At 64.4% G+C, this 13,803-nt stretch carries 15 protein-coding genes; 3 read left to right on the plus strand and 12 right to left on the minus strand.

All coding sequences use genetic code 11. The features are described 5' to 3' along the window. The first annotated feature begins 133 nt into the window (after positions 1-133). Genes pdhA through ACGYK2_RS02440 form a run of 3 tightly spaced genes read left to right on the plus strand, consistent with a single transcriptional unit; the run spans position 134 to position 3,903 of the window. A complete protein-coding gene (pdhA, locus tag ACGYK2_RS02430; protein ID WP_271689898.1) occupies positions 134-1,141 on the plus strand; it encodes a pyruvate dehydrogenase (acetyl-transferring) E1 component subunit alpha in 1,008 nt (335 codons plus the stop codon). Positions 1,142-1,145: 4 nt separating this feature from the next. After that, positions 1,146-2,537 (plus strand): pyruvate dehydrogenase complex E1 component subunit beta, encoded by a 1,392-nt coding sequence (locus tag ACGYK2_RS02435; protein WP_271689897.1) that lies wholly within the window; start codon positions 1,146-1,148, stop codon positions 2,535-2,537. Between the two features lie 10 nt (positions 2,538-2,547). Then, positions 2,548-3,903: a pyruvate dehydrogenase complex dihydrolipoamide acetyltransferase gene (locus tag ACGYK2_RS02440; RefSeq protein WP_271689896.1), complete on the plus strand. Its 1,356-nt coding sequence runs from the start codon at positions 2,548-2,550 to the stop codon at positions 3,901-3,903. A gap of 71 nt (positions 3,904-3,974) precedes the next feature. On the opposite strand, the gene cysE is transcribed toward ACGYK2_RS02440, so the two are convergent. From cysE to ACGYK2_RS02500, 12 genes are all read right to left on the minus strand, one after another. Continuing rightward, a complete protein-coding gene (gene cysE, locus ACGYK2_RS02445) occupies positions 3,975-4,787 on the minus strand; it encodes a serine O-acetyltransferase (RefSeq protein ID WP_209217607.1) in 813 nt (270 codons plus the stop codon). Between the two features lie 98 nt (positions 4,788-4,885). Next, on the minus strand, positions 4,886-8,815 hold the full coding sequence (locus ACGYK2_RS02450) for a glycoside hydrolase/phage tail family protein (protein WP_394374189.1): 3,930 nt from the start codon (positions 8,813-8,815) through the stop codon (positions 4,886-4,888). Further along, positions 8,815-9,261 (minus strand): NlpC/P60 family protein, encoded by a 447-nt coding sequence (locus tag ACGYK2_RS02455; protein WP_271689894.1) that lies wholly within the window; start codon positions 9,259-9,261, stop codon positions 8,815-8,817. Before ACGYK2_RS02455 ends, ACGYK2_RS02450 begins: the two co-directional genes overlap by 1 nt. Further along, complete coding sequence (locus tag ACGYK2_RS02460; RefSeq protein ID WP_271689893.1) at positions 9,258-10,145, minus strand: DUF2163 domain-containing protein; 888 nt, start codon at positions 10,143-10,145, stop codon at positions 9,258-9,260. Before ACGYK2_RS02460 ends, ACGYK2_RS02455 begins: the two co-directional genes overlap by 4 nt. Continuing rightward, positions 10,145-10,777, minus strand: a complete 633-nt coding sequence (locus ACGYK2_RS02465; protein WP_271689892.1) for a DUF2460 domain-containing protein — start codon at positions 10,775-10,777, stop codon at positions 10,145-10,147. Before ACGYK2_RS02465 ends, ACGYK2_RS02460 begins: the two co-directional genes overlap by 1 nt. 27 nt (positions 10,778-10,804) lie before the next feature. Next, a complete protein-coding gene (locus tag ACGYK2_RS02470) occupies positions 10,805-11,464 on the minus strand; it encodes a phage tail tape measure protein (RefSeq protein ID WP_271689889.1) in 660 nt (219 codons plus the stop codon). Continuing rightward, positions 11,457-11,669 carry a rcc01693 family protein gene (locus ACGYK2_RS02475; RefSeq protein ID WP_394374190.1) on the minus strand — a complete coding sequence of 71 codons (213 nt, stop codon included), beginning with the start codon at positions 11,667-11,669 and terminating at the stop codon, positions 11,457-11,459. The genes ACGYK2_RS02470 and ACGYK2_RS02475 overlap by 8 nt, the downstream gene beginning before the upstream one ends. Then, positions 11,666-11,980 (minus strand): gene transfer agent family protein, encoded by a 315-nt coding sequence (locus ACGYK2_RS02480; protein WP_271689888.1) that lies wholly within the window; start codon positions 11,978-11,980, stop codon positions 11,666-11,668. Before ACGYK2_RS02480 ends, ACGYK2_RS02475 begins: the two co-directional genes overlap by 4 nt. Before the next feature lie 2 nt (positions 11,981-11,982). Then, positions 11,983-12,405 (minus strand): phage major tail protein, TP901-1 family, encoded by a 423-nt coding sequence (locus tag ACGYK2_RS02485; protein ID WP_067263135.1) that lies wholly within the window; start codon positions 12,403-12,405, stop codon positions 11,983-11,985. A gap of 35 nt (positions 12,406-12,440) precedes the next feature. Beyond that, on the minus strand, positions 12,441-12,851 hold the full coding sequence (locus ACGYK2_RS02490; RefSeq protein ID WP_271689887.1) for a DUF3168 domain-containing protein: 411 nt from the start codon (positions 12,849-12,851) through the stop codon (positions 12,441-12,443). Further along, on the minus strand, positions 12,848-13,186 hold the full coding sequence (locus ACGYK2_RS02495) for a head-tail adaptor protein (protein ID WP_271689886.1): 339 nt from the start codon (positions 13,184-13,186) through the stop codon (positions 12,848-12,850). Before ACGYK2_RS02495 ends, ACGYK2_RS02490 begins: the two co-directional genes overlap by 4 nt. Then, positions 13,183-13,782: a head-tail connector protein gene (locus ACGYK2_RS02500; protein ID WP_168612783.1), complete on the minus strand. Its 600-nt coding sequence runs from the start codon at positions 13,780-13,782 to the stop codon at positions 13,183-13,185. The genes ACGYK2_RS02495 and ACGYK2_RS02500 overlap by 4 nt, the downstream gene beginning before the upstream one ends. Positions 13,783-13,803: the final 21 nt, after the last annotated feature.

A 13,803-nucleotide genomic window follows, 5' to 3' on the forward strand; every position in this document is an offset into this window, starting at 1 on the left:
TCCTTCGCCTTGTCAGCCGTGGTGCGCGCATCACGTCACAAAGTCTCTCGCAATCCATTCTGGAATGCGTTAGGGAATAGTTTAACGCTAAACTACTTTTGGCACCTGACCAAAGCCGACGGAGGAGACGTCCATGGCCGCGAGGAAATCGAGCAAGAAACCCAATGTCTCGGCGGAGGAGCTGACCAGCTACTACCGCGACATGCTGCTGATCCGGCGGTTTGAAGAGAAAGCCGGACAACTTTACGGCATGGGGCTGATCGGGGGGTTCTGTCACCTCTATATCGGACAAGAAGCGGTCGTTGTCGGCCTTGAGGCCGCTGCCGAGGAAGGCGACAAGCGCATCACCTCCTACCGCGACCACGGCCATATGCTGGCCTGCGGCATGGACCCTAACGGCGTCATGGCAGAGCTTACGGGCCGCGAGGGCGGTTATTCCAAAGGCAAGGGCGGCTCGATGCACATGTTCTCGAAAGAGAAGCATTTCTATGGCGGTCACGGCATTGTGGCGGCACAGGTGCCGCTTGGCGCGGGCCTTGCCTTTGCCGATCAATACAAGGGCAATGGGCGCGTCACCTTCACCTATTTCGGCGATGGTGCGGCGAACCAGGGCCAGGTCTATGAGACCTTCAATATGGCCGCTCTGTGGAAACTGCCGGTGATCTTTGTCATCGAGAACAACCAATACGCCATGGGCACCTCGCAGCAGCGCTCGACCTCCTCGGCGGAAATCTGGGAACGTGGCCGCGCCTTCGGCATCCCCGGTGAGGCGGTCGATGGCATGGACGTGCTGGCGGTGAAGGAAGCCGGTCAGAAGGCCGTGGAACACGCCCGCAAGGACGGCCCCTATATTCTGGAGATCAAGACCTACCGCTACCGCGGCCACTCCATGTCTGACCCCGCGAAATACCGCACCCGCGAGGAAGTGCAGAAGATGCGCGACGAACGCGACCCGATCGAGGCCGTGCGCAGCCTGCTCTTGGAGGGCAACCACGCGAGCGAGGAAGATCTCAAGGCCATCGACAAGGAGATCAAGCAGATCGTGAACGAAAGCGCCGATTTCGCCAAGGAAAGCCCGGAGCCCGACCTCGACGAGCTCTGGACCGACATCTACGCAACCGAAGTTCCGCAGGAGGCCTGAAGCAATGGCAACCGAAATTCTCATGCCCGCCCTCAGCCCTACCATGGAAGAAGGCACGCTGGCGAAATGGCTGGTCAAGGAAGGCGACGAAGTCTCCTCCGGTGACATCCTCGCCGAGATCGAGACCGACAAGGCCACGATGGAATTCGAGGCCGTGGACGAAGGCACCATCGGCAAGATCCTCGTCGAGGAAGGCACCGAAGGCGTGAAGGTGAACAGCCCCATCGCCGTGCTGCTCGAAGAAGGCGAAAGCGCTGACGACATCGACACCGCGAAATCCGCCCCCGCCGAGGATAAGGGCGAAGAGGCTAAGCCCGCGCAGGTTAAATCCTTGGACGATGACCGCGAAGCGCCTGCCGAGGGCAAGAAGCAGCCCGAGCCCGACACCAGCCCCGACTGGCCCGAGGGCACCGAGATGAAGCAGCAGACCGTGCGCGAGGCGCTACGCGACGCCATGGCCGAGGAAATGCGCCGCGACGAGAACGTCTTCCTCATGGGCGAGGAAGTCGCCGAGTACCAAGGCGCCTATAAGATCTCCCAAGGTCTGCTGGACGAATTCGGCGCCAAGCGCGTGATCGACACGCCGATCACCGAACATGGCTTTGCCGGCATCGGCGTCGGCGCGGCCTTCGGCGGTCTGCGCCCGATCGTCGAATTCATGACCTTCAACTTCGCCATGCAGGCGATGGACCAGATCATCAACTCCGCGGCCAAAACACTCTACATGTCCGGCGGCCAGATGGGCGCGCCCATGGTCTTCCGCGGCCCCAACGGTGCGGCTGCCCGCGTCGGCGCCCAGCACAGCCAGGACTACGCCGCATGGTTCATGCAGATCCCCGGCCTCAAGGTCGCGATGCCCTATTCGGCAAGCGACTACAAAGGCTTGATGAAGTCCGCGATCCGTGACCCGAACCCGGTGATCTTCCTTGAGAACGAGATCCTCTACGGCCGCAGCTTCGACGTGCCGGACATTGAGGACTATACCGTCCCCTTCGGCAAGGCCCGCATCTGGCGCGAAGGCGCGGATGTCACCATCGTCAGCTTCGGCATTGGCATGACCTATGCGCTGGAAGCGGCGGAGAAACTGGCCGAGGACGGTATCGAGGCCGAGGTCATCGACCTGCGCACCCTGCGCCCGATGGACACCGAAACGGTGCTTAAATCCGTGATGAAAACCAACCGCTGCGTAACGGTCGAAGAAGGCTGGCCGCAGGGCTCGGTGGGTGGCTACATCAGCGGCGTGATCATGCAGGAGGCGTTTGACTACCTCGACGCCCCGGTCATCACCTGCACCGGCAAGGACGTGCCCATGCCCTATGCCGCCAACCTCGAAAAACACGCGCTGGTCACCACCGACGAGGTGATTGAGGCCGTGCGCAAAGTCACCTACCGGTAAGGAGCGGATCATGCCCACAGAAATTCTCATGCCCGCCCTTTCGCCCACGATGGAGGAAGGCACGCTCGCCAAGTGGCTGGTCAAGGAAGGGGACGAGGTCGCCTCGGGCGACATCCTCGCCGAGATCGAAACCGACAAGGCCACGATGGAGTTCGAAGCCGTCGACGAAGGCACCATCGGCAAAATCCTGATCGAAGAAGGCAGCGACGGCGTGAAGGTAAACACGCCCATCGCCGTGCTGCTGGAAGAAGGTGAAAGCGCCGACGCCATCGACAGCGCCGCCCCGGCCAAAGAAGAGAAACCTCAGGCCGAGGAAGCGCCCAAAGCAGCCGAGGCCGAGACGCCCGAAGCGGGCTATGGCCGCGGTGCGACGCACGCGAATGACGCGCCGACCAACAGCGACGCCAAAGCCCCCGCCGCGCCCAAGGACGGCAAGGGCGGGCGCATCTTCGCCTCCCCCCTCGCCCGCCGGATCGCTGCGGACAAGGGGCTGGACCTCACCCAAATCGAAGGCAGCGGCCCGCGTGGTCGGATCGTCAAAGCCGATGTGGAAAGCGCCCAGCCGACGGCTGCCAACACCGACAGCCCCGCCGCCGCCAAGGACGCCGCGCCGGTGACACAGCCTGCCCCCGCTGGCCCCTCCTCAGACGCCGTGCGCAAGATGTACAAGGACCGCGAGGTCGAAGAGGTCAAGCTCGACGGCATGCGCAAGACCATCGCCGCGCGGCTCACCGAGGCCAAGCAGACGGTCCCGCATTTCTACCTGCGCCGCGACATTCAAATCGACGCGCTGCTGTCCTTCCGCAGCGACCTGAACAAGCAGCTCGAAGCCCGCGGCGTGAAGCTCTCGGTTAACGATTTCATTATCAAAGCCTGCGCGCTGGCGCTGCAATCGGTGCCGGATGCCAATGCAGTCTGGGCCGGGGATCGCATCCTGAAGCTCAAGCCTTCGGATGTGGCCGTGGCCGTGGCCATCGAAGGCGGGCTCTTCACACCGGTCCTACAGGACGCCGACACCAAGTCGCTCTCGACCCTCTCGGCGCAGATGAAAGACCTCGCCACCCGCGCTCGCGACCGCAAGCTCGCTCCGCATGAGTATCAGGGCGGCAGCTTCGCCATCTCCAACCTCGGCATGTTCGGGATCGACAACTTCGACGCGGTCATCAACCCGCCGCATGGCGCAATTCTCGCCGTGGGGGCTGGTGTCAAAAAGCCCATCATCGGCAAGGACGGTGAGATCACGGCGGCAACGGTAATGTCCGTGACCCTCTCGGTCGATCACCGCGTGATCGACGGGGCGCTCGGGGCCCAACTGTTGAATGCGATTGTCGAGAACCTTGAAAATCCGATGATCATGCTGGCCTAAGGGCGGCACCACCCAAACGAAGAAAGCCGGGGCATGCCCCGGCTTTTTTATTGCGATACTGGCATCTGCCGTTATTCGGCGTCTGGCCCGAAAAGATGGTTCATCGACATCGACGGCTGATCACAGCCCGCCTCCCCAACGATCCGCGCCGGTATCCCGGCAACGGTCTTGCAGGCGGGCACAGGCTCCAGCACCACCGACCCCGCCGCGATGCGGCTGCAATGGCCGATAGAGATATTGCCCAGAACCTTCGCGCCTGCGCCAATCAACACGCCATTGCCGATCTTGGGGTGACGGTCCTCTTCCTCTTTGCCGGTGCCGCCAAGGGTCACCGAATGCAGCATCGAGACGTTGTCGCCCACCACCGCCGTCTCACCGATGACGATGGAATGCGCGTGGTCGATCATGATGCCCTTGCCCATCTTGGCCGCCGGATGGATATCCACGCCAAAAATCTCGCTCACCCGCATCTGGATGAAATAGGCCAGATCGCGCTTGCCCTTGGCATAGAGGTAATGGCCCACGCGGTAGGCCTGCACCGCCTGATAGCCTTTGAAATACAGAATCGGCTGCAACAGTCGGTGGCAGGCCGGGTCGCGGTCATAGATGGCCACGAGATCGGCACGCGCCGCGGCGACGAGATCGGGGTCTTCGGCATAGGCTTCTTCGACCATCTCGCGCACGACCATCATCGACATCTCGTTCGACGAAAGCTTGGCCGCGATGCGGTAGGAAAGCGCATTCTCGATCGATTTATGGTGCAGGATACAGGCATGCACAAAGCCGCCGATCAACGGCTCATCACGCACCGCATCCTCGGCCTCTTGCTGAATCTGGTCCCAAACCGGGTCCACTTTCGAGATATTTCTGCGTGTCTGCGCCATGGCACGGGCTCCTTCACTCTGCCGTAAGGGTAGCTCATGCAATAGCGTAGGACCATTTGTAAATCCGCACATGCTCAAAATCGTGATAACCCGCGGGTCTATCCGGGGATGGTCAAAACTGTGGCCGGCCCCGCGCCATATGTGGCCGAGATCTGCGCCACCCTCACGTCAAACGCCCCGCTGACGCCATCGGCCGCCCGTGCCGCGGTGCTGTAGGTCCACCGCGGCGTATCGAGCAGCACCTCCCGCCGCTGCTCGTTGCCTTCGTAAACGCGTAAGAGATAGCGTTCACTTTCCTCGCCAAGCGGCACCTCCGGCCCCTCCCAAGCGTCGCCGTCGATCCGCGTTCGGCGAATCCAGCTAAGGGTGATATCGCCACTGGCCCCAGCCTCGGCCCGCAGATGACAGGGGCTGTAGGGCCGCAGACCATTCCCGTCAAAGGCATGAACCTGATGCAGGTAAGAGGAGTCATCCACCGGTCGCCGCGCAGGCCCGATGCGGTAATGCTGCGCCACGCGGCGCAGATGCGGGCTCAGCTCCAGCTGCTGTGGCGTCCCGTTCATCAGCACAAAGCGCGACCCGGCGGGCCAAACCTCGGGCATCAACCCATCGCTGCCCGCCTGCCCGCGCAAACGACCGGTCAGCCAATAGGTCATGGGGGCGACAAGCTGCGCTTCCTCAAACTGGAACAACTCCCAACGATCCGCGCTCCCATCCCCAATGGCGGCAAGGTTCGCCCCATTTAAAAGCGCCTCTCTGCTAACAGACTGAAGGCTGCCACTGGTTAATTTGACCTCCAGCACCGGCCCCGCGTCGATCAATCCCGACCGTGCTGCGTGCAGCGGCGTTTGGGTAACGCCCATGATCGACCGGTTCGCCACGATGGCGTTCAGCGCATAGTCCGAATCCACGGCAGAGCGGTAGACCGCGACGGACCCCGGCCAAGGGGTCGCCGTCACCGCCAGATGCGGCGCATGGGGCACCTCATCCCCACGCAAAAGCGGCAGGTCCATGAACTGCGGCAGAACCGGCAGCGGCGGGACGAAGGGGCGCAGCGCTGCAAGCTCTTCATCAAGCGGTGCGGGATCATAGACTTCGGGCTCAATCCGAACGGCGTCGATCAGCAGGGAACCGGCCTGTTCCACCCGGTCGATGCGGTAGCGCCCCGGCCCCTCCGCCCCATCGCCCGGCAGTTCGATCACATCCCCCGCCCCGACAGCCATCCGCGACGGCGGCAATGCCAGCCGCAGCGTCTCACGCGCGACACGCGCTTCGGTCAGCCAGCGTTCGGCCACCTGCCGCCCCTCGCCCCGGGTCAAGGCCATGTTCAACTCGGTCCCGGTGACCGCATGGGTCGCCTCATCCGCCAGAACCGCCTCTTCGGCAATCGCGTCGAAATCCCCATCGGCCTGAATGAACCGCAGCCGCACACGGCCCGAGACTTCGGCCTCCGCCTCACGCAACTGCTCGGTCAACCCGCTCAGGTCGGGGTGAACCGCCAAGTGATCGGGGTCGAGGGGCAACGCATCTGCCCCGTCACGCATCCGAAACTGCAAGACCCCATCGCGTTCGATCGCGTCAAAACCATACCGCAGCATCAGCGGTTGCAGCGCGGCCCGCGCCTCGCCAACCTCGGCAACCGTATAGCCGCGCACATAGCCGAACAGCGCGGAGGTATCGAAATGCACCACACCCGCGCGGCGGCAAATCTCGCCCACGACCGAGGCCAGCGACCGCGCCGAGGCGCGCCCGTTCAGCCAGTGGCCCCGGCTGTAATTCTCTCCATCGCTCCAGAGATCGACATTATTGGGGAAGAAGGGAAAAGGCCGCGTGTCCCATGCCCAGACAAAAGCGCGCGTCATATCAAGCATCGGCGCGCCATATTCCTCCGAGATCGGATTATGCGCCGGATCGCGCCAGTAGTCCGAGATCGCGCGCAGATATTGCATCTGCATCAGATCGTCCCGTGCGCCGGTGGAATAATGCGGCAAGGCGCTTTCCGAGCTTTTCAGATCGAGGAACTTGTTGGGCTGGTTCGCCCCTTTGTCGATGGCCGCGCAGCCGTATTCCGTGAACCAGATCGGTTTCGACATCGGCTGCCATTCCGTTGGAGCCGCCTGCCGCTGCCCGCCGATACGGGGGTGGTGCGGGCTCTCCCACCATTGGCGCAGGTCTTTGTAGCGGTACACCCACGGCTCATCATGCGCGCCATCGCTGATCGGCGTGCGGATCTGCGCGTCGCGGGCGTCGGGCGAATGGTAGTACCAGTCATAGCCCTCGCCGCCCTCAATGTTGGATTTCAAATAGCCAACATCATAGATCGCGGGCCAGTCCTCGCCGTCCAGATGCCCCTCCTCATCGCGCCAATCGGACAGCGGCATGTAGTTGTCGATCCCGATGAAATCAATCTGCGGGTCGGCCCATAGCGGATCAAGGTGAAAGAAGACATCGCCGCTGCCATCCTGCGGGTGATAGCCGAAATACTCAGAGCAATCAGCGGCATAGCTGATCTTGACCTCCGGCCCCAACAAGGCGCGCACCTCTCCGGCCATGGCCCGCAGCCCGGCCACCGCGGGAAAGCTGTTGCCCGCTGCGCGTATCTGCGTCAGCCCCCGCATTTCGGAGGAGATGCAGAACGCCTCGACCCCGCCTGCCGCTGCGCAAAGCGCGGCATAGTGCAAGATGAAGCGCGACAGGGTCCATTCCTCGGGGCCGTTGTAGATGACCGAGCCTTCGCCCACCGCGAAATCCGCAGCCGTGACGGTTCCGAAAAACGCCGCCACCTCGGCTTCTGCCGCCGCCGTACCGTCCGGGCTGCCCGGCCGCCCCGGGGACACCGAAAGCGTGATCCGCCCGCGCCACGGCAAGCGGGGCTGGTCCTCGGAATCGCTATAGGGGTCCGGCAGCCCGTTGCCTTCGATCTGATCCATCAAAATGAACGGGTAGAACATCACCGCCTTGCCCGCTGCCTTCAGCGCGTGAATGGCCTCAATCACCGCAGCATCGGCTGGCGTGCCGCCGTAGATCGGGCGCGCCTCTTGCTGGGTGATCACCTCCGCCGTGCCACGCGTCACGCCAGACACCCGCCAAGGCATATTCTCCCCATCGATATCCGGGTCTTCGACCTTGGGCCGCAGGCGACAGTCGCCGCAGCGCAAATCGCCGCCAAACCACGACACGACGAGAGAGGCCGCTTCCAACCGTGGCAATTCCTCGGTCAGGCTTTCCAAGGAAACCGCAAAATCGGTCTTGGCGGCGGGCGAGTTCACATTGGCGCTCCACCGGCTGCCGGGGCCATCGGTGTAATGGACCGGGGTCGTCGCCAGCGCGTATTCTCCCGTGCCGGGGATCAGGGCGACCCCCTGAACACCATAGGCGGGCGCATGCTCCCACCCCGGCGCTTGCGGCTGCTCGGGGCGCAGCGCCTCGAAAGAGAACTGCGGCACCCGGTTCCCAAATTGCGCAAGCGAAAGGTCTTCCAGCACCACATAGGCCGTGCCGCGATAGGCGGGCACCCGGTCCGCGCCCTCGATCGCGGCGATGGTCGGGTCGGGCTGCTGGTCCGCCGCGCCCCGGTAAACGCGCATGTTCAGATCGTCCGGGGCAATCTCCTCCCCATCCGCCCAGATACGCCCGAGGCTGGTGATCTCCCCTTCGCAAAGCGCGATGGCAAGGCTGACGGTATAGCTGTACTCGGTGGTCTTTGGCGTCGGCGCGCCGCCCTTGCCGCCGCCGCTGACCTCGGTGACTTCTTGGAACTGCGAGGCCCAGATTACATGCCCCGCCAGTCGCATCCGCCCGTAAAGCTGCGGGATCGCGGCCCCCTCGCCCGAGCCTGTCAGGCGAAAGCGATCCACCTTACCGGTCTCGACCGCCTCCCCGCCTTGGCCCAGCAAACGTTGATCCAGCAATCGCCCAAGGCTCGCCCCCACCGCGCGGCCCACCGCGACCGAAGACAGCCCCGCCAGCGTGCCTCCGATAGAGCCGCCAACTGCCGCCCCCGCTGCCGAAAGAACAATCGTCGCCATCAGGAGACCTCCTCAGGAAATACAAAACGCGCTACGATGCGCCGTTCCCATGGCGGGCTGAGCGGGCTTTCCACCACTCCATGCCGCGCATAGGCGTGGATGAAACTGGCGCTGGCCCCGACGCGCGCCTGCAGCCCGAGGTGCTTTGCCACCGCACCCTGCCGCATTCGGAAAAGCAGCACGTCACCGGGGGCCGCATCACCGCTGTCTTTCATCGCCATATGACGCAGCCCCGCCGCCCAGAGCCGCTCCTCCCCCTGCGGCTCGGACCAATCCATCGAATAGGCCGGCACCGCCTCAGGCTCCGCGCCCAGCAACTCCCGCCAAAGCCCCCGGATCAGCCCCAGACAATCGCAGCCCGCCCCCTTAGTCGCAGCCTGATGCACATAGGGCGTGCCGATCCATCCGCGCGCGGCCTGCACCAAACGCTCTCCCGTAGCACTCATCGGCGTGACCCGCCGCCGTTCGCACCGTCCGACCGGGGCACCGCCATCATCCAATCCTCCCCCGGCAAATCGGGAAAGCCGCGATAGTTCAGCAGGTTGTTGAACTTCAGCCGACAGGTCTCCATCCGCTTGTCGCAACCTGCGGTAAGCCGGACACGGGTGCCCGCCGCCACCGCCCCGCGGATCGACTGCCAAAGCTCGATCACGCGCTGCCCGTCCTCAGGGTAGTCACGTTTGACCATGCCCCAGAGCCCCGCCGCTGGCCCCTCCAGCACATCGAGCCGCCCCCGGGCAAACCAACCTTCCTCGTAGCCCGGGAACGCGGTCCAACGGAAATACTGCGCCTCCGCAATCGCCTCGACCACACGCGTCTCAGCATAGCCGGGCGCGGTGAGATCGAACCGGCACTTGCCATCTCCCAACACCGCCGAACAGGGCTTTTGATAGACCCGCCCCATGGGCCGGTTGAGCGGTTCCGTCAGCCCGCGCAACTCGGCGCGAAAGCTGCCCCCCGCGCGGTGCAACTCACCGATTGAGCCGCGAAATTGCAGCCGCCGCTGCGCGGGCTCCGCCCAGTTCACCAGCCACGCCTGCACCTCGGCGCCGTCAAAGCGCCCCTGTTCGATTTCATCCTCGCGGATCGCATCATCGCTGAGCGCGCCAAGCGCTTCCGTGTTATCGACCGACAACCCGCTGGTCTGGGCCAGCGCCCGCGCGCTCAGCCCGGTATCGGCGCGAAAAGTGACCCCGTCGAACATCAGCGGCATGTCGTGGTCGGTAAAGGCAAATACCACCCCATCCGCGCGCGTCACCTGCCAGCAATGGCAGAGCGTCGTCACCCCCTGCGCGATATGGGCTGCAAAGCCCCTGTCCAGCCCCGCCATCAGACCCGCACCTCGACCACCGGCACGTCGGGCACCTGTCCGGCCTGAAAACTCTCGACCGAGACCAGAATGCGGTCAGTGTCAAAGCGCACCGGCACGTCGAACTCGAAGCCCGCAAAAACCTCGATCTCAGGGTCGGGCGGATGGGCAAAGGTGATGATCCCGCTCTCTGCGTCGACCTCATATTCGACACCCTCGCGCAGCTCATCCTGCTCCAGCCCCACGCGCACGGTCCCGGCCACCGGTTTGGTGATCGGACGGCGATAGAACTGCGCCCCCGAGCGGTAGGTCTTGGTCAGTTGAAAAGCCGCCTGAACCCCATCCCCATAGCCGATGCTCTGGTCGTCGAAAGCCACCGGAAGCGCCATTTTGCCCGACTTATAATCGGCCCAATCCTTCCAGCGAAACCCGTGCATCTGTCCCATGCGTGCCTCGAAAAAGGCAATCAGCACCTGTAGATCGTCGATCGAGCGCATCCCCAGCCCGGCATCATAGACCCGCCGCGAATGGGCCCAGGGCGTGTTACGCTCCTCATGACCGTTGGCCAAGGTGACCACATCTGTCTGCCGTTGCGGCCCCCCGACCGAGCCAAAGCTCAGCGACGGGGGAAATCTGACCTCGTGAAACTGCATGATCTGCTCCTTTATCCGCCGCGCGGCCTATCGGTTGCGGTTGCCGGTGCTGAGGGCACGGCTCAACTGTGCGGCGATCTGGCTTTGGCTGCGCTGAAACCCCTGTACATCGGGGGTAGTGATGTTCATCACGATGGTCGTCGCGCCGCCGCCGTTGCCGCGCACGCCCAGCTTGCCATCCGCCCCCCGCGCCAAGGGCATGATCGCCTCCGGCCCGACTTCACCCATCAGCCCCGTGCCGCCGCGCATGGGAAAGGCGGTCGCCGAGGTGACCACCCCACCCTGCGCGAAGGGCATGACCTTACCTTGCGAGAAAGGCGGGCCATCGGCGAAGGGCAATATCCCCTCCACAATGCTGCCCACGCCCTCGCTGATCAGCCCGCCGAAATGGTCCGTCACCGGGCGCATCGCGGCATTGTAAGTCGTGCGGATCATCGACTGCGCCAAGTCGCTTAGCGCGTCCGAGAGTTTGGCCCCGTCAAAGACCACCCCATCAAAGGCCCGCCTCAATCCACGGCTGAGCCCTTTCTCAAGGGTCGCCACGTCTTTGCCCGCCGCGGCGAGCGCGCCGCGCATTCGCCGCAGCTCACCGTCGAACCCGGCCACCAAATCGCTGGTCTGCGCCAGCGTCTCATTCAGCCCCTCGGCCCGGCTCTCAAGGTTCTCGAAATCGTCAAAGTCAGCCATCACCGGCCCCTTTCGTCTCATCTGGATAGGCCGCCATCAGCGCGGCGAGACCGTCGCTCAGCAGCGGCGTGGGGCCAGACTTCGGCCCCAGCATCAACTGCAACTCCGCCGGCGTCAGCGCCCAGAATTGATCCGGCGGCAGCCCCAATCGCGACAGCCCCGCCCGCAGCAACGCGGGCCAGTCAAGGCCGCTTGCCGCGCTCACGCCTGCACCGTAAAGGCCCGCGCCAACAATTCCGCCGCCGCCCGTGCCGCCGTCATCGGCCCACCCTCGATCTGCGCGTGCTCAAGCGTGGCGGCATCCATCTCCGCCCCGCCCCCGCGCAGCCCAGCCAGCAACAGGGCCACGACATCGCGGCTGGAAAAACGATTGTTTTCAAACCGCTCGACCAGAGCCACGAGGCTGTCGGCCTGCAACGCCGCCTCCAACTCCGCCAATGCCCCGAGGGTCAGCCGCGCCTCATGACGTTCGCCATCAATCACGAGGCTCACCTCGCCGCGCCATGGGTTCGTCATGCTCACACCACCACATCGGGGGTAAAGATCAGCTCCCCCGCCGATTGCAGGCTAAGCTCAAAGGTGGCCTCCCCATTCAGCGACCCCGCGTATTCCAAAGCGGAGACCTGAAACGGCCCCTGCACCACGCCGAAATCCGGAATGATCACCTGAAAGTCCGGCGTCAGCCCGTTGAAAAACAACTGCCGCGCCCGTTCATCCGTGCCCGCATCGCGAAACACCCCCGACCCGCTGATCGCGGCCGAGCGGACACCGGCCCCCGCCAGCAACTCCCGCCAACCGCCGCTTGAATCGAGCGAGGTCACATCCACCGTTTCGGCGTTGAAACTCACCCGTTTGGCCCTGAGCCCGGCGATCGTCTCGAATTGTCCGTCGCTGGTCATATCCACTTTGACCAAAAGGTCCTTGCCCGCTTGAACTGCCATCACTGTCTCCTCGCACCAATCTGAAATCTAAAGTCTTATGCGTCCGCGACCCGGGCGCGGAATTGCAGGTCGATCCGCCGGGCAGAGGCCCCGTCGATCCGCCGCGCCGTCGCTTTGAGAAAGGCCATATCCACCACGCGCCCCCGGCTGAGCGCCGGCTCCGCCCGATGCAGCAGGTCTGAGATCACCGCCGCGCAGCCCTTCGCCGTGCTGAACCCCGGCGCGCTGGTGACCACCGACAGGGTCAGGCGATGCTCCGCCCCCGCGCCCTGCGGGTCCGACAGGTCCTTCGCCACCTCTTGGCCCAAGAGCACATAGGTCTCTGGCAGGCTCCCCCCCGGCACGGCGTCAAAGACCGCGTCACCAATCAGCACGGTGAGGCCCGGATCGCTCTGCAACAGGTCATAAACCGCCGCCTGCAATGCCCCTGAAAGCGCATAGGTCATACCGCCACCTCCTCATCGGCAAAGCAGGTCAGATAGCGCCCGCCCGCATCGCTCTCGGCCACGGCCCGGATCACGAAGACCCGCGTGCCCTCGCGAAACCGCTGCTCGGGGGTTGGTCGCTGCGGGGCACCTTCCGGCGCCGCACGCACTGTGATCTTGACCCCCATCCGGCTGACGGCCACCCCGCCCTGCGCAGTCTCCCGCCCCGTCCGCGCGCGCACCTCGGCCCAGAGGGTGCCCAAAGGCTGCCAGACCTCGCGATGCCCCCCCGCGCCATCGCTCACCCGCTGCGGCGCTTCCAATACAAGGGGCCGGTTCAACTGCGGGCGGCTCATGCCGTCCCCCCAAAGCCGAGGCGCACTCGGCGGTAGCGTTCGATCAGGCTGCTGACGCCAAAGGGCATGCACCCTTCGCCGAGCGCCGTGTCGTCGCGGTATTCATAGTAATGCGCCGCCAGCAGCATCACCGCTTGGGCCAAGTCATCTGGCAACCCGCCCCAATCAGCGGCCATGCCCGCGTCAAAACTAATCAGCGCGGCCCCGGCGCTTGGGATGCGCGGCAGGGCGGCGGTGCTGGCCCGAAGACGCGGCGCTTGCGCATCGCGCTCCAGCCAATAGCGCTCGGGGTCCACCGCCGTCTCCACCCCATCCCGCGCCACCAGCGCCAGCCGCGCGATCTCTTGCACCGGCGCCACGGGCAAGACCTGCGCCGCCGCATCGCGCCAAAAGGTCAGCGACAGGGCAAAGCGCCGAATGATCAACACCTTGCCCGTCCGGGCCTCCACCGCCGCCATCGCCGCGCGCAGGAAACTGCGCAACACCGGATCTTGAAGGCCGTCCTGCGCAAAGCCGGTGCCAAGGCGCAGATGCATTCTGAAGGCCTCAACCGGCAAGACCGCATCCGGCACATTTGTCTCTTCGATCAACATCATCGAACGTCTCCAAAAATCGCT

This window comes from Sulfitobacter sp. 1A10359 (assembly GCF_043558145.1).
Lineage (GTDB): Bacteria > Pseudomonadota > Alphaproteobacteria > Rhodobacterales > Rhodobacteraceae > Sulfitobacter > Sulfitobacter faviae.

Coding starts and splice junctions, on each gene's coding strand:
- pdhA (WP_271689898.1), top strand. CDS start 134: ATGGCCGCGAGGAAATCGAGCAAGAAACCCAATGTCTCGGCGGAGGAG.
- ACGYK2_RS02435 (WP_271689897.1), top strand. CDS start 1,146: ATGGCAACCGAAATTCTCATGCCCGCCCTCAGCCCTACCATGGAAGAA.
- ACGYK2_RS02440 (WP_271689896.1), top strand. CDS start 2,548: ATGCCCACAGAAATTCTCATGCCCGCCCTTTCGCCCACGATGGAGGAA.
- cysE (WP_209217607.1), bottom strand. CDS start 4,787: ATGGCGCAGACACGCAGAAATATCTCGAAAGTGGACCCGGTTTGGGAC.
- ACGYK2_RS02450 (WP_394374189.1), bottom strand. CDS start 8,815: ATGGCGACGATTGTTCTTTCGGCAGCGGGGGCGGCAGTTGGCGGCTCT.
- ACGYK2_RS02455 (WP_271689894.1), bottom strand. CDS start 9,261: ATGAGTGCTACGGGAGAGCGTTTGGTGCAGGCCGCGCGCGGATGGATC.
- ACGYK2_RS02460 (WP_271689893.1), bottom strand. CDS start 10,145: ATGGCGGGGCTGGACAGGGGCTTTGCAGCCCATATCGCGCAGGGGGTG.
- ACGYK2_RS02465 (WP_271689892.1), bottom strand. CDS start 10,777: ATGCAGTTTCACGAGGTCAGATTTCCCCCGTCGCTGAGCTTTGGCTCG.
- ACGYK2_RS02470 (WP_271689889.1), bottom strand. CDS start 11,464: ATGGCTGACTTTGACGATTTCGAGAACCTTGAGAGCCGGGCCGAGGGG.
- ACGYK2_RS02480 (WP_271689888.1), bottom strand. CDS start 11,980: ATGACGAACCCATGGCGCGGCGAGGTGAGCCTCGTGATTGATGGCGAA.
- ACGYK2_RS02485 (WP_067263135.1), bottom strand. CDS start 12,405: ATGGCAGTTCAAGCGGGCAAGGACCTTTTGGTCAAAGTGGATATGACC.
- ACGYK2_RS02490 (WP_271689887.1), bottom strand. CDS start 12,851: ATGACCTATGCGCTTTCAGGGGCATTGCAGGCGGCGGTTTATGACCTG.
- ACGYK2_RS02495 (WP_271689886.1), bottom strand. CDS start 13,186: ATGAGCCGCCCGCAGTTGAACCGGCCCCTTGTATTGGAAGCGCCGCAG.
- ACGYK2_RS02500 (WP_168612783.1), bottom strand. CDS start 13,782: ATGATGTTGATCGAAGAGACAAATGTGCCGGATGCGGTCTTGCCGGTT.